The organism is Rhodococcus sp. NPDC058639 (assembly GCF_042717545.1).
Taxonomy (GTDB): domain Bacteria; phylum Actinomycetota; class Actinomycetes; order Mycobacteriales; family Mycobacteriaceae; genus Rhodococcus.
Window position 1 is genome coordinate 343913 of record NZ_JBHXRF010000002.1, and the last position, 19729, is coordinate 363641.

Below are 19729 nucleotides of genomic sequence, written 5' to 3' on the forward strand. Positions count from 1 at the left end.
TCCATGATTCAGGCCTCCCTGGAGTCCTCATCGCTCGACCCGCCGACCTTCAACCCGTACGACTACTCGTTCCACGAGGACCCGTACCCCACCTACCGCAGGCTGCGCGAGGAAGCGCCGCTGTACTACAACCCCGAACTGGAATTCTGGGCGTTGTCTCGCCACGCCGACGTGGTTGCGGCGTTCCGTGACGGCACCCGGCTCTCGAGTGCCAACGGCGTCTCGCTGGACCCGTCGGCGTACGGGCCCAACGCGCACAAGGTGATGTCCTTCCTCGCGATGGACGACCCGCGGCACATGCGGATGCGCCAGTTGGTCTCGAAGGGCTTCACGCCGCGCCGCGTGGCGGATCTCGAAGGACGGATACTCGAACTCACCCTCGAGTACCTCGAACCCGCTTTGGCAGCAGGGGAGTTCGACTGGATCTCCGAAGTCGCCGGCAAGCTGCCGATGGACGTGATCTCCGAACTCATGGGCGTTCCCAAGTCCGATCGCGCCGAGATCCGCAGGCTCGCCGACCTCGTCGTGCACCGCGAAGAGGGCGTTCTCGACGTCCCCGTCGCCGCCATGGACGCGTCCTTGAATCTCGTCGGCTACTACGCACAGATGATCACCGAGCGTCGTGCGAAGGAAACCTCCGATCTCACCTCGGCTCTGCTCGGTGCGGAGATCGACGGCGACCGGTTGTCGGACGACGAGATCATCGGATTCATGTTCCTGATGGTGGTTGCGGGCAACGAGACCACCACGAAACTGCTCGGCAACGCCATGTTCTGGGGCGCGCGCAACAAGACGGAAGTGCAACGGGTGTTGTCCGAACCCGATCGGGCACCGGATTGGGTCGAGGAGACATTGCGGTACGACACGTCGAGTCAACTCGTCGCGCGCACCGCCGCAGAGGACATCGACCTCCACGGCTCCACCATCGCCGCCGGCGACAAGGTGCTCCTTCTCATCGGCTCCGCCAACCGCGACTCGGATGTGTTCGACGACGCCGACACGTTCCGGATCGGCCGGAGCAGCTCCCAGAAGATCGCGAGCTTCGGAGGGGGCGTGCACTTCTGTCTCGGCGCGCACCTCGCCCGACTGGAGGCGAACATCGCGCTCGGACAGTTCGCGCGCAGGGTCGCCGACTACGAGGTCGACTTCGACCGCTGCGAGCGTGTGCACTCCACCAACGTCCGAGGCTTCGCCGCCCTGCCCATGAAGGTCACCGATCGACATGCCTAGATTCGAACCCCACCCCTCGCGACGCCCGGCGATCGTCACCGGAGCGTCCTCCGGTATCGGCACCGCCACCGCATACGCCCTCGCCGAACTCGGGCATCCTGTCGCTCTCGGTGCGCGCCGCGTCGACGAGTGCGAGGCAATCGCGGAGAAGATCCGCGGTGAAGGAGGCGAAGCCTTCGCCCATCGGCTCGACGTGTCCTCGACCGAATCGGTCGACGAGTTCGTCGCGGCGGCCGAGAACGCGCTCGGCCCCACCGAGATCGTCGTGTCCGGTGCCGGCGACATGGATTTCTCCCTTGCCCACGAGATGGACCCCGACCGATTCGCCTTCCAGGTCAACGTGCACCTCATGGGCACTCAACGACTCGCCCACCGGGTGATACCCGGCATGATCGAACGCCGGCGCGGCGATTTCGTCGTCATCGGTTCCGACTGCGCCGACGTGGCTCGCCCGTGGATGGGCGCCTACGTCGCGGCCAAGACCGGTCTCGAAGCGCTCGCGCGGGAAATGCGCATGGAACTCGAGGGCACCGGAGTGCGCGCGTCGGTGGTGCGTCCCGGCCCCACGCAGACCGCGGCCGGAATGACGGCACCCGCGGAAATCCTCGAACCGCTGCTGAACGATTGGACCAAATGGGGGCTCGCCCGCCACCCGTACTTCCTCCGGGCGTCGGACATCGCGGATGCGGCCGTGGCGGTCGTCTCGGCACCGCGTGGTGCCCACATCGTGCTCATCGAAGTTCAGCCCGAGGCCCCACTGAAGAAGGATTCCTGATGACCACGATCGTCGAACCCACACGGGTGTCCGGTGGCGAGCACGAGCACGGCCACCTCGAAGAATTGCGGACCGACCCGATCGCCCTCATGCGGCGCGTCCGTGACGAGTGCGGAAACGTGGGCGTCTTCCAACTCGCCGACAAGAAAGTCGTGCTGCTCTCCGGCGCCGAAGCGAACGAGTTCTTCTTCCGTGCTGCGGACGAGGAACTCGACCAGCAGGCCGCGTATCCGTTCATGAAGCCGGTCTTCGGTGAGGGCGTCGTGTTCGATGCCAGCCCCGAGCGGCGCAAGGAGATGCTGCACAACTCGGCGCTGCGCGGTGAACAGATGAAGGGCCACGCTGCGACCATCGATCGAGAAGTGCAGGACATGATCGCCGGCTGGGGCGACGAAGGCGAGATCGACCTGCTCGAGTTCTTCGCCGAGCTGACGATCTACACCTCGTCCGCGTGCCTGATCGGCAAGAAGTTCCGAGACCAGCTCGACGACCGCTTCGCCCACCTCTATCACGATCTCGAAAAGGGAACCGACGCTCTCGCTTTCGTCGATCCGTATGCGCCCATCGAGAGCTTCCGGCGACGTGACGAAGCACGACGTGGCCTGGTCGCCCTCGTTCAGGACATCATGACCGGCCGTATCGCGAACCCGCCGAAGGGCAAAGAGGATCGCGACATGCTCGATGTCCTCGTGTCGATCAAGGACGACGAAGGGCACGAGCGGTTCAGCGCCGACGAGATCACCGGCATCTTCATCTCGATGATGTTCGCCGGACACCACACCACGTCGGGCACGGCCGCGTGGGCGCTGATCGAACTGCTGCGGAATCCGGAGTACCTGGACCAGGTGACCGACGAACTGGACACGCTCTACGCCGACGGTGCCGACGTGAGTTTCCACGCGCTCCGCCAGATCCCGGTGCTCGAAGCGGTCCTCAAGGAGACCCTGCGGCTGCATCCGCCCCTGATTCTGCTGCTCCGCGTGGCATGCGACGACTTCGAAGTCGCCGGATACCGGATCCGGGAGGGCGATCTCGTGGGTGCGACACCCGCGGTGTCCAACCGGATCGCCGAGGACTTTCCCGATCCGGATGCGTTCCATCCCGGCCGGTACATCGATCCCAACCAGGAAGACATCGTCAACAGGTGGACGTGGATTCCGTTCGGCGCCGGCCGGCACCGCTGCGTCGGTGCGGCCTTCGCGCTCATGCAGCTCAAAGCTATCTTCTCGGTTCTGCTGCGCGACTTCGAGTTCGAGCTCGCGCAGCCGTCGGACACCTACCGCAACGACCACTCCAAGATGGTGGTGCAGCTCGCGCAACCGTGCGCGGTCCGGTACCGCCGCCGTGACCGGGGCTGAGGTGTCCGTCGTGAGAGTCGAAGCAGATCTCGATCTCTGCCAGGGCCATGCCATGTGCGCGATGGAAGCCCCGGATGTGTTCGCCGTCGCAAAACACGGCGAGGTGGAGATACTCCGAAACCCTGTGCCCGAGGAGTTGCGCAGCGACACCGAGGCCGCCGTGAAGTACTGCCCGACCCAAGCACTTCGCATCGTCGAAGACTGAGACCCAGGAGACCGACCCATGGCTACGTTCGATCGTGCCGAGCTCGACGAGATGATCGCCCGCTGGACCGACGCCAACAAGCGCGCCGAGGCCGAAGGCGACTGGAAGCCGTTGGCGGACATGTATACCGAGGACGCGACCTACGGCTGGAATTACGGGCCGAAGCAGGAGTTCATGGCGGTCGGCCGCGACGAGATCCGCGACATCGCGCTCGGACAGGAGATGGAGGGCCTCGAAGGGTGGCAGTACCCCTATCAGCAGTTCGTCGTCGACGAGCGGTCCGGGGACGTCATCGGTTTCTGGAAGCAGACCGCGAACGAGACCCGCGACAACGGTGAGCCCTACACGGTGCAGGGCATCGGAGGTAGCTGGTTCCGGTACGGCGGAAACTTCCAGTGGTCCTGGCAGCGCGACTTCTTCGACTTCGGCAACGTCTCCCACCTCTTCATGGAGATGATCACCGACAACAAACTGTCCGACGGAATGAACAAGCGGATCGAGCGGTCCACCGCCAAGACACCGCTGCCCGGCTGGTACCGCGTCGGACAGTCGCCGGTTCCGCTGTGGTGAGCGCCGCACGCACGGGCGGATCGTTTGCGGCGCTCTCGCGCGCCGACCTGGCCGTGCTGGTGCCCGAACTGCTGCTGTGCGGACAACTTATCGACCGCTCGGGCATGGCGCACCTCATCTCGGCCTTCGGTCGTGAGGGAATGGCCGAAGTCGCGATCGAGGAATGGCAGGCGGCGTCACCCTGGTACACCCGGCGGATGCAGCGCGCCCTGAACTACGAGGGCGACGACGTCGTCACCATCTTCAAGGGACTGCAACTCGACATCGGTGCACCGCCGCAGTTCATGGACTTCCGGTACCGCGTCGACGACCGCAACCACGGCGAGTTCCGGCTCGATCACTGCGGCGCACTCATGGACGTCGAACCGCTCGGCGACGAGTACGTCACGGCCATGTGTCACGACATCGAGGACCCGACGTTCGACGCGACCGCGCTCGCCACCAATCCGTACGCGCAGGTGCGGCCCATCCACCGGCCGCCGCGGGTTCCCGAGGACCGGCACCCGCACTGCGCGTGGACGGTCACCATCGATCCGTCGCACGTGCCACCGCAGATGGAACCGCACACCGAGGCGCTCGGCAGAACCGCGGCGGTGGCGGCGACGTTGAGCCAGGTGGACCGCCGGGACGAAGGGGCGTCGGACTATTCGGGTCCGCTCCTGTCGGACCTGCGGTTCGCGGACTTCTCGAAGTCCGCGCTGGTGCGGATCGCCGAAGAGGTATGCCTGCAACAGCACATGCTCACGCTGGGATTTCTCATGGGCGTGCGCAAGCGCACCGACGAGGCGTCCGCGCTCGACCTCACCCGCAAACAACTCACCGGGATTGCGGGCATCGCGTCGGAGCGGATCGCGCGGGCGCTGGGAGTACCGCAGTCGTTCGCCGGACTCGCGGCAGTCCTCGAGGTTCATCCCGTGTTCTCGCCGTACCAATATGTCGAACGCACCGTCGAGCACGACTCGCACGGTCTGACCTTGCACATCCACCGGCGGGGTGGAGCACACGTGGACGGGGCGTGGCCGACACTGGTCGACTCCGAGCACCTGGGTGCTCTCGACGCACTCGTGCGCGGGGTGGACGCACACTTCTCCGTTCGCGTGGAGTCCGAGACACGGGACGCGCTCGTCGTGGGTGTCGTGCGCGAGGACACGCCCGCGAAGGAATGCGGCGAGGTGGCCATCACCCGCTTCAGTTCGGGCACCGATTTCGTATTCGCAGACCGTGGGATTCCGCTACCGCTCACCGTCGTCTGATCTTCAGGCTCTGCCAGGCTTTCCCGCTCTTCACGATCGAACCCATTCGTTCAGGAGATCATGTGGATACTGCTCTGTCGCGTCGCACTTTTCTGGGGACTGCTGCTGCCGCGGCAGTGGCATTGACGGTGGTGGCGGTCCCACGGGCCCGGGCGGCGGTCACCGAGGAACGCCATCGCGCGGTGGTGATCGGAAGCGGTTTCGGCGGCGCGATCACCGCGATGCACCTCGGACGTGCAGGTGTGGAGACGGTTGTGCTCGAGCGCGGAATACGTTGGCCCACAGGGCCGAACGCGGAAACATTCCCCCGCATGTTCGCGCCCGACCGGCGAGCGTCGTGGTTGTCACCGATGCCGGTGATGACCGGCGCGCCCCCGATTCCGTCGGAGCCGTACACCGGCCTGATGGAAAGGGTGCGCGGCAACGGAATCGATATCCTGTGCGGCGCCGGCGTCGGCGGCAGTTCGCTCGCGTACCACGGGATGACGCTGCAACCGGACGGTGCGCGATTCGCGGCGTCGGTGTCGCCGAGCCTCGACTACGACCGTCTCGACCGGGAGTACTACCCGCGAGTCGCGCGGATGCTGCGCGTCGCCGAGATCCCCGACGATCTGCTCGCCCACCCTCGCTACCGGTCGTCACGGGAATTCCTCGACCGGGCCGCGCGCGAGGGATTCGAGACGTTCCGGGTGCCGATGTCGATCGACTGGGATTTTGCACGGCGCGAACTCACGGGCGAACTCAAACCGTCCTACACGACCGGCGACGTGATCTACGGCGTGAACAACGGTGGGAAGTTCTCGGTGGACGTGACCTATCTGGCCGCGGCCGAGAATACGGGCAACGTGTCTGTTGCGCCGTTGCATCGCGTCACCGACATCGAGCGGGCATCGAACGGAACGTGGATCACGCATGTCGACCGGATCCACACCGACGGAACGATTCTCGAACGCAAGAGGCTCCTCTCGGAGGCGGTGTTCCTCGGTGCAGGATCGGCCGGCACGACCCGGTTGCTGATGAAGGCCCACGCGAAGAACCTCGTGCCGGACCTGCCGGACGAGGTGGGAACGGGGTGGGGCAACAACGGCGACCGCGTGTTCTCGGTGACCACGCCGCTGTCGAGTCCGGGGGAGTTCCAGGGTGGTCCGGCATGCGTCGGGATGAAGGACTATTCCGATCCCGCCGGCGCGCTGATGATCGTGACCGGACCGGTGCCGTGGCCGGCCGACATCGGCACCACCTCGGTGATCGGACTGGGGGTCGTGCGTGGGCTCGGGCGATGGCAGTACGACGCCGCCACCGACGACGCTGTGCTGCAGTGGGATCAGAAGTTCGACCGTGAGCTGACCCGGGCAATCGAGACGCGTATCCGTCGTATCGCCGGTCCCGCCGCACTCGTGGTCGACATCAATGCGGTGGACGTCAATACGTTCCATCCGCTCGGGGGAGCGCCGATGGGATCGGTGTGCGACGAGGCCGGCCGCGTGCTCGGGCAGCGTGGGCTGTACGTGGTGGACGGAGCGAAGATCCCGGGCTCGACCGGTGCGTGCAATCCGTCCATGACGATCGCCGCGCTCGCGGAGTACGGTGCGGACGAGATCGTCCGCCGCGATGCCGGTGTGGTGTTCTGAGCCCGGGACCGGTCGGGGTCCGGTTCAGCTTTTGGCTGCGGAGATGCCCGCTCGCCGACCGAAGAAACTGCCGTCACCGAGCGACGTTCCGCTCGCATATCCCCAGGCACAGACTCCGGATGTGCAACGGCCCGCGGCGAACAGGCCGGGGATCGGTTCGCCGGAGACGTGGAGAACCTCGGAGTCGACGGTCGTGCGCAGGCCGCCCAGAGTGAATCCGGCGGTGGAGTTGCGTAGGTCGATCGCGGCGATCGGAGAACCGATCGGAACGCACCATTCGCTCTTCTTGCCGAGGACGGGATCGGTTCCGGTCGCCGCGTGCCGGTTGTAGACCTCGACGGTTGCCTGCAGTGTGCCCGCCGGCAATCCCATATCGGATTCGAGTTCTTCGACCGTCTCGGCGACCCATTTCGGCCGGAAACGGAAGAAGGGCGTGGAACTGGTTGCGGCACACCCTTCTTCGTACGCGGCCTCGTCGATGACGAGGAACGCCTGATTGTCGTTCTTGAGCAGGGTCAACTGGCCGATGCGACCGGGGTAGGTGTCCTCGGGCACGTACCGGCTCCCGCGGCCGTTGACGAGGATGCCGCGCGCCATCAACTGGGGATCCCCGAAGAACGCGACCTCGGTGGCATCCATGTGCGCGAGGTCGGCGCCGAGCGCCTGGGCCATCCGGATCGCACGACCGTCGTGTTCCTCGATCGCAGCGCCCGGACGCCCCTCCAACTGGGGCGCGTACGCCGAGATCATCTCCTTGTTGTAGGCGAAACTCCCGGTTGCGAGGACGACGCCGCGACGTGCCCGGACATAGACTTCGTTGCCGTACTGCTTGGCGGCGATACCGACGACCCGGCCGTCCTCGTCGACGATCAGACGCTGCACCCTTACGTCGTATTCGGCTCGGACCCCGAGGTTCTCGGCGACCTGCGACAGCGGTTGCATGAGCATGAAACCGCCGCCCTTCTCGCCGGTGCGCTTGTCCGCCATCTGGGGGACGTGGCCGCGGGGAGCGGGAGTCGCTATGTCGTTGAAGGGCGCGGCGTTCTCGCCACCGGAGTACATCAGGCCGTCGTCGCCCGGTATCTCCCAGCCGGGCTCACCCCAGAAGCTCTCTTTGAACACCACGCCGTTGTCGACGAGCCAGTCGTAGTGCTCGACGCTGCCCTCGCAGTATTCGGAGATCTTCGCTTCGTCCGCTCCCGGTCCGAGCGCTGCGAGCATGAACGTCTTCATGTTCTCGGGGGTGTCCTCGAACCCGAGCGCTTTCTGAAGACCCGTCCCACCACCCAGGTAGATGATGCCCCCGGACAACGACGCTGCCCCGCCCCAGCCTCCGGTGCGTTCGAGAACCAGTACCTCGGCGCCGGTGCGCGCGGCCTCGACGGCCGCGGACACTCCGGCGATGCCGTATCCGGCGATCACCACGTCGGCCTCGTGGTGCCAGGTGGTGATCCGGTCGGCGTGGAGCGGATGCAAATCGGTGCTCAATGTGGGTCCCGTTCTGGTGCGGTAGATCAGTGGTCGAGTTTGGCGGCGAGCCGGTCGATGTAGGCGACGACTTCGTCCTCCGTGCGATCGGGGAGACCGAAGATGACCTCGTTCACTCCCGCGTCGCTCCACCGGCTCAGTTGCTCGGTATCGGGGCGTCCGGCGAGCGCGACGACCGTCGGAGTCCCGGTGCGACCGGCGTCGGCCCACATCTTGTGGAGCCGGTGCACGTTGTCCACGGTGTCTTGCTCGGTGGGGGTGGTGATCCAGCCGTCTGCCGAGCGCACGATCCATGCGAAGTTCCGCTCGGTCGCGCCCGCGCCGATGAGCACGGGGGGCCGGGGCTGCTGGACCGGCTTGGGCCACGCCCAACTCGGGCCGAAGGAGACGAAGGTGCCGTCGTAGGACGCTTCCTCCTGGGTCCACAGTGCCTGCATCGCCTCGAGGTACTCCCGCAAGGCGGTGCGACGCTTACCGGGTGGAACCCCGTGGTCTGCGAGTTCTTCGGCGTTCCAGCCGAAGCCGGCCCCCAGGATCACGCGTCCGCCGGAAAGGTGATCGAGTGTGGCGATCGTCTTCGCCAGGGTGATCGGATCGTGTTCGAGCGGTAAGGCGACGGACGTGCCCAAGCTGATCGTGGATGTCACGGCGGCTGCGAGACCGAGCGAGACCCACGGGTCGAGGGTGCGCATGTACCGGTCGTCGGGCAGTGTCTCGTCGCCGGTGCCCGGGTGCGCGGATTCGCGCCGCACCGGGATGTGAGTGTGTTCGGGAACGTAGAAGCTGTCGAACCCGCGGCTCTCCGCGGTTGTCGCGGCAACATCGGGTCGGATTCCCCGGTCGCTGGTGAACAGGGTGATTCCGTGGCGCACTGCGGCCCCTCTCGTCGGATAACGAAGAAAATGTAACGCGTTCTATCTCTGGAGGGAAGGGGTTTCCGGACACCTGTCTAGATGAGTCGCCGGAAGCCTGGTCGTGAAGGCCGCATCGGTGCCTGAACTATCCTCGAACAGGGATGAACGGAAGGTGACGTGATGGCGGACGACCCGACTACGGAGGTTGCGCACACGAGACAGCGGGCTTTTTCGACACCGGGCGCAGATCTGAGGCCCGCTCAGCGAGCCCGCTACATGCGCATCATCGGGTCGGCGAAGGAGCTTGCGTCCGAGGGCGGGTACGAGGCCGTGCAGATGCGTGCGGTAGCGGACCGGTCCGGCGTGGCTCTCGGTACGGTGTATCGCTACTTCCCGTCGAAGAACCATCTGCTGGTGGTTGCGCTGGTGCTCGAGTTCGAAGCGGCCGCCCGGCGGTTTGCCGAGGCGGAGCTTCCCGGCGACACCCCGCACGACCGGATCATGGTGGTGTTCCGGGCATCGGTCGTGCAACTCGAGGAGAATCCTCGCCTGTACGACGCTCTGGTGCGGGCCACCATGTTCGCCGATGCGTCGTCGGCCCCCGAACTCGACCACCTCGGATATGTACTCACCGATCTGTTCGCCCGCGCTGCCGGAATCGACGTGGTCAGCGAAGAGGTTCTCAACGCGGTGCACATCATTGCCGATGTGTGGATGTCCACCCTCGTGAGCTGGGCTGCCGGCCGGCAGAGCGCGCGCGAGGTGCTCGCACACACCGATACCGCGGTGACATTGGTGTTCGACCGGCTCGAGCGGTTGCAGCGCGCCGGCTGACCTGTCGGCCGGGGCGACACGCACTCCGCCGCGAACGCAGCGGGGGCGGCGCTTCCGTTCGAAGCGCCGCCCCCGCTGCCGGGCGAGTGTGTCCATTACCGGTTCACCGGCAGGGAATCGATCACTCGGGTTCGTCGGGATGGTTGTGCAGGTGCACGATGCTCAGGGCGAGGCCACCCCAGAGTGTGACCAGGGCGAAGATCATGAGGGCGATGGCGGATGTGCTCACTTCGTACCTCCGGTGGTGGTGCTGTCGGGATCCGTGGTGCCGGTCGAGACGGTCACGCCGGAGGCGGGAATGTCACCACCGGCGTCGTATCCGAGGTCGATGCTCTTGCGCCACGGGATGAACGAGAGCGCGACGGCGGCCACGATCACCACCGCTTGGACGCCCCACCCGAACACCAGGACGAGGTCGTCGGGCAGTCCGCCGTAGCCCTCGCTCAGCCGATCACGGATCTCACTGAACAGCATGTATCCCAGCACGACGGGTGTGACAACGCCGGTGAACACCAGCCAGCCCGGGCCGACCTTGAACGACGACACCGAATTGAGATGGTCTCGCAGGTCGGGCAGACGCCGCAGAATCCACGCGATCACGATGAGCGCAACGAAGGCGACACCCACGATGCCGAACTGGTTGGCGAAACGGTCGACCACGTCGAGCGTGTTGAGTCCCGTGGTGGTCGGGAACAGCAACAGCGAGACGATCGCCGACACGCCACCGATCGTGAGAACGGCGGGAACGCGTCCGAGGCCGGTCTTGTCCTCGAACGCCGAGACAGCGACCTGGATGATGCTGATCAGGGACGTGAAACCGGCGAACACGAGGGATCCGAAGAAGAGGACGCCGAAGATCGGGCCGCCCGGCATCTCGGAGACGATGGTCGGGAACGCGATGAACGCCAGTCCGATACCCCCGGCGACCACCTCGTCGACCGCCACCCCCTGCGCCTGGGCCATGAAGCCCAGCGCGGAGAACACGCCGATACCGGCCAGGACCTCGAAACTCGAGTTCGAGAAGCCGACGACCAGGCCCGAACCGGTCAGGTTGGTCTTGCGCTTGAGGTACGACGAGTAGGTGATCATGATGCCGAACGCGACGGAGAGCGAGAAGAAAATCTGCGCGTACGCCGCGATCCACACGCTCGTATCGGTCAGCGCGGACCAGTTCGGCGTGAAGAAGGCGTCGAGGCCGATGGTGGCGCCCTCGAGGGTCAGCGCCCGCACGACGAGCGCACCGAACAGGAGCACCAGCAGCGGGACGAAGAACCGGTTGGCGTTGCCGATACCGCGCTGCACCCCGAGCGCGAGCACACCGAGCGTGAGGATCCAGACGGCCAGCAGCGGCCACGCGACGCCCGGGACGAAGCTCATCCCGAACGAGGAATCACCGTCGACCTGCAGGAACGTTTCGAGGAAGAACCCTTCCGCGTCGTCGCCCCACGCTTCACTGAGCGAGAAGAACGTGTAGCGCGCCGCCCAGGCGATGATGACGGCGTAGTACACACCGATCACGAAGCACACCAGCACCTGCCACCAGCCGAGGAATTCCGCGCCGCGGCTGAGCCGGCGGAAGGCCAGCGGTGGCGATCCCCGGAACTTGTGTCCGATCGCGTAGTCGACGAACAGGAGCGGAAGGCCCGCGGTGAGGAGAGCGACCAGATACGGGATCAGGAACGCGCCGCCGCCGTTTTCGTATGCGATGTACGGAAAACGCCAGATGTTGCCCAGACCCACGGCGGAACCGATCGCGGCCATGATGAACACTGAGCGCCCCGACCAAACCTCCCGTTTCCTGGCGACCTGTTGTTGTGCCACGAACGACGTCCCTCCACTCGACGGAATGGGGTCACGCTAGCGCGTGGCCCGGGAGCAGCGTACTCGTGCGTTTTGCGTCACTGTCACCGTGATCGTGCCGAAAGCGCGCAGGGGACGGCTCCGCGCCGTCGTCAGTCGTCGCGCCAGAGTTGCAGGTCGGGTGGTGGTTCCTCGTCGTCGTCCGGTTTGCCGCGATAGCGGAGCGCGAACACGACCCACCCCACCGCCGCGACGAGCACGAAGCTGATCAACCGGTAGACGATCACTGCGGAGAGCGCCTCGGCACCACTCATCCCGCTGGCGGTCAGGGCGGGAACGAGCACCGCATCCATCACGCCCAGACCCGCGGGCAACAGCGGAATCGCACGACTCGCGGCGGTACCCGCCGCATACGCCACCGCAATTCCGGCGATGCTGGGGTGCCCTCCGACCGCATACGCGGCGAACATCAGGCATGCACCGTCGCACACCCAGTTGAACAGCGACCATCCGAAGGCCCGCGCGGCGTGCGGCCGGTCGAGTTGTACGGCACCGATCTGGTCGACGATCTTCCCCCACGCACGGGTCCCGGACTGCTCCGGCTTCTTGCGCATCCGGTTGATTCCCCGCAGCGCGATCAGGCCGATGGACTCGAGTGAGCCGGGGTTGCTGGCCGCGTACTGGATCAGCACGACGATCAGGAGAAGCGCGCCGGTGGAGAAGATCAGGGAGAACGGGTTGCTGGTCGCCCCGACCAGCAGGGTTCCGACCAGTCCCAGCAGCCCGAGACCCGTTGCCTGCAGCACACCGGCCATGACGAGTTGCCACGTCACGACGACCGGTGGGGCTCCCCACGCGCGCATCCGACGGTAGGTGAACGTGGTCCCCAACACCGGCCCGCCGGGGAGCGTCACGCTCATCGAGTTCGCCGCGAGAGCCACCGACAACGATTGCCGCTGCGTCACCTTCACCCCGGCGGCAGACAACAGTGCCCGCTGCACCCGCGCGAAACTCGACATCTCGGCCATGGACGCGACGACAGCGGCCGCGACCCACAGCCATTTCAGATCACCCAGATCCCGGACGCTGCTCGACAACTCCGGCCAGATCAGGATCACCTCGACGGTGAGAACCACGACAAGGAGGCCGCCGACGATCCACTTGAGTTTCTTGCGGCGGTTCGGGGTCAGCGCCCCGGTGTGGCCGGTACCGTCGTCCTTCTCGTTGCCTGCCTCGCTGCCTGCCTCGTCGCCCGGGCAGTGGTCCTCGCCGTTCTCGTTGTCCGTCATGGCGCGACCGGCCAGCGGCCGAGGGTGTGACGGTAAAGTTCTTCGACCTCTGCGATGCGGTCACCCAGTTCGTCCGGGGACCAGTCGCCGACGTCGATCGGGTCGAGCACCGCGACGTCGACGGTGCCCGACCGCAACAGCGTCGAGTGCTTCCACAGCATCTCTCCCGAGTTGCGGATCACGATCGGAACGACCGGAACGCCCGCCGCCATCGCGATGCGGAAGGCACCCTTTTTGAACGAGCCGATTGCCGGTGTCAACGAGCGGGTGCCCTCGGGAGCGATGACCAACGACGTTCCGTTGCGGAGAGTCTCCACCACCGGGCCGAGCGCGGCGAGGGCTCGCTCCGTGTTGTTTCGGTCGACGAACGTGACACCGCCGAATCGCAGCAGCGGCCCGAAGAGCGGATCGTGTGCTATCTCCTGTTTCGCGACTCCGGTGAAGTCGTGGCGCAGCACTTTCGCGAGCACTACAGGGTCGAGCTGACTCTGGTGATTGAAGATGAACACCGCGGGCCGTGCGGACCACGCGTTGGCCTGTCCGGCGATCCGGACATCGATACCGGCGAGTGCCAGCGACACCTCCGAACCGAGGTTGAGGATGGAGTCGAGTGCAACCTTCCTGCTTCCGTTGAGCAACCCGAGGCCGAGCCCGGCCCAGACCGAACCGAGCAATCCTCCGTACGCCGCGGCGGTTCGTACGAATTCCTTCGCCCCCGGAGTGCCTCGCGGGCGGAAACGCAACACCGGCCAGCCACGTTCGAGCGCGACGCGACGGAGTGTGCGGTCGGGGTTCGTCGCGGTGGGATGTGCTGTCGCAGCAAGGAAATCCGCGTCCTCACCTCCGTTGGAGTAGGAGTAGCTCGTCTCGCTGTCGATACCGTGGGCGTCCATGAAGGCGCGCGCTGCCTGGGCCTTCCCGCTGCGCCACAGCGACCTGCCGTCGACGCGGCCGGTGAGAACGCCGTCCCGAACCTCGAGCGGGGTGTACAGGACGTGCTCGATTCCGAGTGCGTCGCTGCACGCCTGGATCTGGTAGCGGGACGCGGAGGACGCGATTACGACGGTGTGGCCGGCGTTCTGATGTGCTCCGACCAGCTGCCACGCCTCCGGGTAGAGGTGCCCGGCGATGGTGGACATGAACAGACGCTGCCCGAGGTCGTACAGCTCATCCTCGGTGTGGCCGCGCCAGGCTTTGAAGACCGTTCCGGCGAACCGCTCGAAATCGTCTTCGGTTTCCGTTCCGCGCAGGCCGTTGAGCATGGTCGCGGCGAGTTCGGTCGCGCCGACGTTGCCGGAAAGGAGGCGATCCCGGAAGAAGTGGAGACCGGAGAACCCGTGCACGATGGTGCCGTCGAAGTCGAAGAACGCCGCGGTCTCCGGGCCTCGAGGTCCGGTACGCACCCGTTCGAGCGCCGTCTCGATGTTCACCGCTTCGCCTTCCTGTTCGACACGTCGAGTGATTCGGCGAGCGCGATTCGTTCACCCACCGCCAATAGTTGGGCCGCGAACGTGCGCCTCTTCTCTGCCACGGAGTAGTCCCGCTCGAGCAGTCCTCGATTGCGGGCCAGGTCCAGTGCCGTGGCGAACAACTCCGACGAGACCGATTCGGAACCGTGCAACCGGCCCTGCAACAGCATCTGCCGCCCTACCGACGCGCACTCGTCGAGAAACGACTCCTGCACGATGTCCACGAACGGATCTCGTTTCGCGAGTCGCTCGGCGACGACGAGTTGGGCGTCGAAGAACGAACGCAACGTTCGATGCGACATGAAGAACCCGGTTTCGACGAGTCCGGTGAGCGCCTTTTCCTTGGTGGGCAAGGCGTCTCCCCATTCCGGTACGAGAAGTTCGAGTTCCTCGCGCATCTGCGCTTCGAAGGTGTCCCGGTCGGGAAAGAAGAACTCGAATTTCAGAAGATCGCGGAGACGCTTGGCCTCCTCCCACGCGACACGCACGGGATCACCCTCTCCGGGGCTGTCGTGCGCGTAGAGCACGGCGAGTTCCAGGATCGACCGGTTGACGAACCAGTGCACGCCGCTGTTGCGATAGAACGCCGCGACGAGGTGCTGGTCGCGGTGGATCGAATACACGGGCTCCTCACCGCCGGCGTAGGTGGTCACCACTCCGCCGTCGGTCAACGCCGCGAGCACAGTGGCGAGTCCTCCCTCCATGTCGAGTATCCGGAGTTCGCCATGGGGGATGCATCGGCGGTCGAGGTAGTCCCGCACGGGCGCGATCACCGCGCGTACCTCGTCGAGGGTGAGCGAGCGATCGCGCACGCCGAGCAGAGCGAGCGTCACGAGCGAGTTCACGGTCACCGGGGTTGTGCCGTTGATCCCGACCGCTACCTCGAACGCCACTTTCTGCAGCGCCTTGCGGCGCCGGTCGGAGCGTTCGGTCTCGTCGGCGGGACGGTCACCGGACACGTCGGGGTCACCGCTGGCGGCGAGGCGCGCACGCATCGAGATCGGCTCGCCGAATCGCACATAGACATGGCCGGCGCTGCGCTGCTGGCTGCGCATGTACCGGAACAGCCACGTCAGCCCCTCGGGCTTCTTCGCGCTTCCGGTCTGCTCGGCCGCGACCGCCGCGACTTCCGCCAGCGCTTCGTAGGTGATGGAGACCGGCACCAGCATCGCGTCGTCGACCCGATCCGCGCGGATCGCGTCGGCGACGTAGTTGAGCAGTCCGTACCGAGGCGGCCGAAGCTTCCCGGTACGCGTGCGCCCGCCTTCGAAGTACCACTCCAGGTTGAATCGTTTGGCGAGCAGAAACGCGAAGTATTCTCCGAGCGCCGCTTTGTAGATCGCGTCGTCACCGAAACTGCGCCGGATGAACACCGTTCCCGTCCGGCGCGCCATCGGGCCGATGGGCCAGAACGTCAGATTCGCGCCACCCATCAGGTGGTTGCGGGGGAACTCGTTCGCAGCCAGGATGTCGCCCAGCACGAGTGCGTCCGCGTACGAGCGGTGCGACGGCAGGAACACCAGTGGGCGAGTCCGGTTGAGTCCGCGGAGCGAGCGCAAACCGGATTCGTCCGCATGCACCGTCCACGCGGAAGTGTGCAGCGGCCGCATCGCCTGGGTGAACAGGTCGGTGACGAGGCGTGACTGCACGGCCACGAGTTCACGGAGAGCGCTGCGTGCCCGCGCGTCCACATCGCTGCGAGACACTCGCAACTCGGCCGCGAGGGCGTCGAGGCGCTGCCGGAACGCCGACGAATCCATGATCTGTTCGGCGACGAGTCGCGGCACCTTGTACCGGTCACCGATCACGGCGCGCTCGGCACGCTCGAGGGCGACCACCGCCCGTCGCGTGATGTACCGGGCGAGATTCCCCGGTTCGACCGCGTCGGACCCGTACTCGGCCGCAAAGTCGCCGCGGAGTTCGCTCAGGGGCGCCGGTTGTGCCACCACGATCCGGTAGCGGTCGGCCCCCCTCCCCACGAGCCATTTCTGGATCAGCCGGTTCGGGTTGCGGGGGTTGGTGAGTGCGAGGACATCGGAGAATCGCGCCCGGCGTGCGCCGTCGCGTTCGGCGGGAAGCCAGACCACCCGTACCGGCAGCACGAGCGGATCGTCGGTGCGGCTGAGCAGGTCGGTCGTGAAGATCCGGGAATCGAGGTCGAGTACCTCGGGGCGTGTTGCCGTGCGGTGTTCGGCGGGCACTCGATCGGAGTGGAGCCACTCCGTGATCAGCCTTCGTTCGATCGGGGTGGTCGCAGCCGCAACCACCACGGTCGGACGTGTCGGTGTGTGCGAGCCGCGCTGCTCGTCATCCCTCATGTCGCCCCGTTCGTTCGATCGCCCGATGTGAAAACTACCCCGACGAGGCGGGTTTGCTCGGCGCATCGGCGGGAGAAAAGCCGGTACGAACCGGTGTACGGTTCGGCGGTCGGGACGAGAATGTGGAGGGCGCGCGGGGCGCGGTAGCCACGGACGGGAGATCGGCTTTGGCAGGATTCACCGAAACAGGCGGCGCCGGATACGCGGCGATGCGGGAGACCCACACGTCGGTGCTCTTCCTCATCGGTGATCGCGTGCACAAGATGAAGAAGCCACTCGATCTGGGCTTTCTCGACAACCGGACCCGGGCAGCACGCGAGCGTGCCTGTCACCGCGAGGTCGATCTCAACCGGCGGATGGCACCGGACGTCTATCTGGGTGTTGCCGATGTCCACGGGCCCGACGGGCAGGTGTGCGACCACCTCGTCGAGATGGTGCGGTTGCCCGACGACCGGCGGTTGGCCATGCTGGTCCGGCGCGGTGAGGACGTCGCGCCGGTCATCGAGTCGATCGCACGGCAAGTGGCGGACCTGCATGCGGCGTCGCCCCGGGATCCGGCGATCGACCGGTGCGCGTCGGCCGAGTTCCTCCGGGAACTCTGGACGATGAGCTTGGACCACCTCGAACGGTTGAAGGTGGGCGGTACGGCCGCGGCAACCGTCGCACGCATCCGGACGGCTGCGACCCGTTATCTCGACGGCCGTACGCCGCTGTTCACCGAGCGGATCGCCTCGGGACGTGCGGTCGACGGTCACGGTGATCTCTTGGCAGACGACATCTTCTGCCTCGAGGACGGACCGCGGATCATCGATTGCCTCGAGTTCGACGACGAACTGCGCTACGGCGACGGTCTTCTCGATATCGCCTTTCTCGCAATGGATCTCGAAAGATCGGGTGCCGTCGACTCTGCTCGGAACCTGCTCCGCTGCTACGCGGCGGCCACCGGCGACGCACCGTCGCGCTCGCTGGTGCACCATTACGTCGCCTATCGCGCGCTGGTGCGCGCCAAGGTGACCGCACTTCGGCACGAACAGGGCGACGAGGCGTCCGGCGCAGTCGCGCTGAATTTCGTCGAGCAGGTCGAACGAAACCTCGAGCGCGCGCGTGTGAGGCTCGTGCTGGTCGGCGGTGTGACGGGCACGGGGAAGTCGACGCTCTCCCGGACGATCGGTGAGTATCTGGACGGATCCGTGTTGCGCAGCGACGTCATCCGCAAAGAACTCGCCGGGATCGATCCGACGGACCGCACCGGCGACGGCGTCGACAGTGGGCTCTACTCGTCCGGGCATACTCGCGCGACGTACGAGGAAATGCTGACGAGGGCCGCGTCCGAACTTGCTCACGGCCAGTCGGTGGTCCTGGATGCGACGTGGCTCTCCGAGCCGCAACGGGTCCGCGCACGCGAGGTTGCAGCGGCGGCGTCCGCCGATGTGGTGGAGATCGAATGCCGTGCCGACCCGGCGGTATTGGAGCAACGCATCCGTGCCCGCGCGGAACGGAACGACGATCCGTCCGACGCCACACCTGCGGTGCTTGCCGTGCAACTGCGACGCCGGGACGAATGGCCCGCCGCGCTCGTGGTGGACACGACCGAGACCAGCGCGGTCGACAAGGCATGGCTCACCAGGGAACTCGGACTCGCTCCCTGGTGAAGAGCTAGACCGGGAGCGCCCTGCCGGCGCGACGCGGAGCCGCCCGAGAACGAACCGGCTCCGCGTCGCTGCGGAGATCAGACCTTGCGAGCGACGAGCACGGGGCACGGCGCCTTGTGCAGCAGGTTCTGGCTGGTGGAGCCGAGCAGCGCGGCACGGAACTGACCGCGGCCGTGGCTGCCGACGACGGCGAGCTGGGCGTCGCCCAGGTGCCGGAGCAGCACTCGTGCCGCAGGGCCGCGGTCGAGGACGCGCTGGACCTCGACGTCGGGGTATTCCTCCTGCAGGCCTGCCAGTGCCTCGGCGAGCACGGCCGATTCGGATTCGGCGACAGCATCCCAGTCGATGAGCGCGGCGGTGGCACCCACCCCGAGGGCGGCATCGCCGATCCAGGAGTGCACAGCGGTGAGCGGTGCGCCGAGGAAGGACGCAACCTGGAAGGCGTAACGCACTGCGGCAGCGGACAGTTCGCTTCCGTCGACACCGACCACGATGGGCCGGGCATCCGGCAACGGGTTGGCGGTGTCGCCACGCCACACCACGACCGGGCACGGCGCGTTGTTCGCGACACGCAGCACGGTCGAGCCGAGCAGGAAGTTCTCGATGGCACCGGCGCCGGTGGCGCCGAGCACCACGATCCGCGCATCGTCGGCGGCTTCGAGCAGGGACGTGGCTGCGGGGCCGGGGCCGATGAAGCTCTTGATCTCGAGGTTCGGCTGGTCGGCATGCACCTTGGCGGTGATGTTCCTGAGCAGCGCCTCACCGTCCGCTTTGAGCTGTTCGACCATCTGCGACTGGATCAGGACGGCTGCTTCGCTGTAGAAGATGCCCTCGCTGGGCAGCGAGTGCACCAGGTGCAGCGGCGCCTCGAGACGTGCGGCGAGAGCGCCGGCCCACCGGGCGGCCGCTGCCGCGGTATCGGAACCGTCGACGCCTGCGACGACAGCGTTGCGGTTGCTCGGTGTGCTCATCGATGTCTCCTTGTTCGTTTTCATTGTGTGAC

General features: G+C 66.3%; 17 protein-coding genes. 9 read left to right on the forward strand and 8 right to left on the reverse strand.

Features of this window, described 5'->3' with window-relative positions:
* Positions 1-3: 3 nt before the first annotated feature.
* The 7 genes from ACFWU2_RS04580 (at position 4) to ACFWU2_RS04610 (ending at position 7022) form a co-directional block, all read left to right on the forward strand.
* Complete coding sequence (locus tag ACFWU2_RS04580) at positions 4-1230, forward strand: cytochrome P450 (RefSeq protein WP_378601648.1); 1227 nt, start codon at positions 4-6, stop codon at positions 1228-1230.
* On the forward strand, positions 1223-2005 hold the full coding sequence (locus ACFWU2_RS04585) for an SDR family oxidoreductase (RefSeq protein ID WP_378601650.1): 783 nt from the start codon (positions 1223-1225) through the stop codon (positions 2003-2005). The genes ACFWU2_RS04580 and ACFWU2_RS04585 overlap by 8 nt, the downstream gene beginning before the upstream one ends.
* Positions 2005-3363 (forward strand): cytochrome P450, encoded by a 1359-nt coding sequence (locus ACFWU2_RS04590; RefSeq protein WP_378601653.1) that lies wholly within the window; start codon positions 2005-2007, stop codon positions 3361-3363. The genes ACFWU2_RS04585 and ACFWU2_RS04590 overlap by 1 nt, the downstream gene beginning before the upstream one ends.
* Before the next feature lie 10 nt (positions 3364-3373).
* Entirely contained in the window at positions 3374-3568 is a 195-nt protein-coding gene (locus tag ACFWU2_RS04595; protein WP_169621244.1) for a ferredoxin, read from the forward strand.
* A gap of 18 nt (positions 3569-3586) precedes the next feature.
* Positions 3587-4138 (forward strand): nuclear transport factor 2 family protein, encoded by a 552-nt coding sequence (locus ACFWU2_RS04600; RefSeq protein ID WP_378601656.1) that lies wholly within the window; start codon positions 3587-3589, stop codon positions 4136-4138.
* Positions 4132-5391 (forward strand): hypothetical protein, encoded by a 1260-nt coding sequence (locus ACFWU2_RS04605; RefSeq protein ID WP_378601658.1) that lies wholly within the window; start codon positions 4132-4134, stop codon positions 5389-5391. Before ACFWU2_RS04600 ends, ACFWU2_RS04605 begins: the two co-directional genes overlap by 7 nt.
* A gap of 62 nt (positions 5392-5453) precedes the next feature.
* A complete protein-coding gene (locus ACFWU2_RS04610) occupies positions 5454-7022 on the forward strand; it encodes a GMC oxidoreductase (RefSeq protein ID WP_378601660.1) in 1569 nt (522 codons plus the stop codon).
* Between the two features lie 24 nt (positions 7023-7046).
* Here ACFWU2_RS04610 and ACFWU2_RS04615 read toward each other — a convergent pair whose 3' ends face one another.
* Entirely contained in the window at positions 7047-8510 is a 1464-nt protein-coding gene (locus ACFWU2_RS04615) for an FAD-dependent oxidoreductase (RefSeq protein WP_378601662.1), read from the reverse strand.
* Positions 8511-8536: 26 nt separating this feature from the next.
* Positions 8537-9382 carry an LLM class F420-dependent oxidoreductase gene (locus tag ACFWU2_RS04620; RefSeq protein ID WP_378601664.1) on the reverse strand — a complete coding sequence of 282 codons (846 nt, stop codon included), beginning with the start codon at positions 9380-9382 and terminating at the stop codon, positions 8537-8539.
* Between the two features lie 162 nt (positions 9383-9544).
* On the opposite strand from ACFWU2_RS04620, the gene ACFWU2_RS04625 reads away from it, so the two are divergent.
* Positions 9545-10198, forward strand: coding sequence for a TetR family transcriptional regulator (locus ACFWU2_RS04625; RefSeq protein ID WP_378601667.1), 654 nt, complete (start codon positions 9545-9547; stop codon positions 10196-10198).
* A gap of 121 nt (positions 10199-10319) precedes the next feature.
* On the opposite strand, the gene ACFWU2_RS04630 is transcribed toward ACFWU2_RS04625, so the two are convergent.
* From ACFWU2_RS04630 to ACFWU2_RS04650, 5 genes are all read right to left on the reverse strand, one after another.
* Positions 10320-10427, reverse strand: a complete 108-nt coding sequence (locus ACFWU2_RS04630; protein ID WP_378601669.1) for a methionine/alanine import family NSS transporter small subunit — start codon at positions 10425-10427, stop codon at positions 10320-10322.
* Positions 10424-11959, reverse strand: a complete 1536-nt coding sequence (locus ACFWU2_RS04635; protein WP_378601671.1) for a sodium-dependent transporter — start codon at positions 11957-11959, stop codon at positions 10424-10426. The genes ACFWU2_RS04630 and ACFWU2_RS04635 overlap by 4 nt, the downstream gene beginning before the upstream one ends.
* Positions 11960-12150: 191 nt before the next feature.
* Positions 12151-13287 carry a YbhN family protein gene (locus ACFWU2_RS04640; protein ID WP_378601673.1) on the reverse strand — a complete coding sequence of 379 codons (1137 nt, stop codon included), beginning with the start codon at positions 13285-13287 and terminating at the stop codon, positions 12151-12153.
* Entirely contained in the window at positions 13284-14717 is a 1434-nt protein-coding gene (locus tag ACFWU2_RS04645) for an HAD-IB family hydrolase (RefSeq protein WP_378601675.1), read from the reverse strand. Before ACFWU2_RS04645 ends, ACFWU2_RS04640 begins: the two co-directional genes overlap by 4 nt.
* Complete coding sequence (locus ACFWU2_RS04650; protein ID WP_378601677.1) at positions 14714-17074, reverse strand: glycerol-3-phosphate 1-O-acyltransferase; 2361 nt, start codon at positions 17072-17074, stop codon at positions 14714-14716. The genes ACFWU2_RS04645 and ACFWU2_RS04650 overlap by 4 nt, the downstream gene beginning before the upstream one ends.
* A 209-nt stretch (positions 17075-17283) precedes the next feature.
* Here ACFWU2_RS04650 and ACFWU2_RS04655 point away from each other — a divergent pair, with 209 nt between their 5' ends.
* Positions 17284-18726 carry an AAA family ATPase gene (locus ACFWU2_RS04655; protein ID WP_378602330.1) on the forward strand — a complete coding sequence of 481 codons (1443 nt, stop codon included), beginning with the start codon at positions 17284-17286 and terminating at the stop codon, positions 18724-18726.
* A gap of 77 nt (positions 18727-18803) precedes the next feature.
* On the opposite strand, the gene ACFWU2_RS04660 is transcribed toward ACFWU2_RS04655, so the two are convergent.
* Positions 18804-19697 (reverse strand): universal stress protein, encoded by an 894-nt coding sequence (locus ACFWU2_RS04660; RefSeq protein WP_378601679.1) that lies wholly within the window; start codon positions 19695-19697, stop codon positions 18804-18806.
* Positions 19698-19729: the final 32 nt, after the last annotated feature.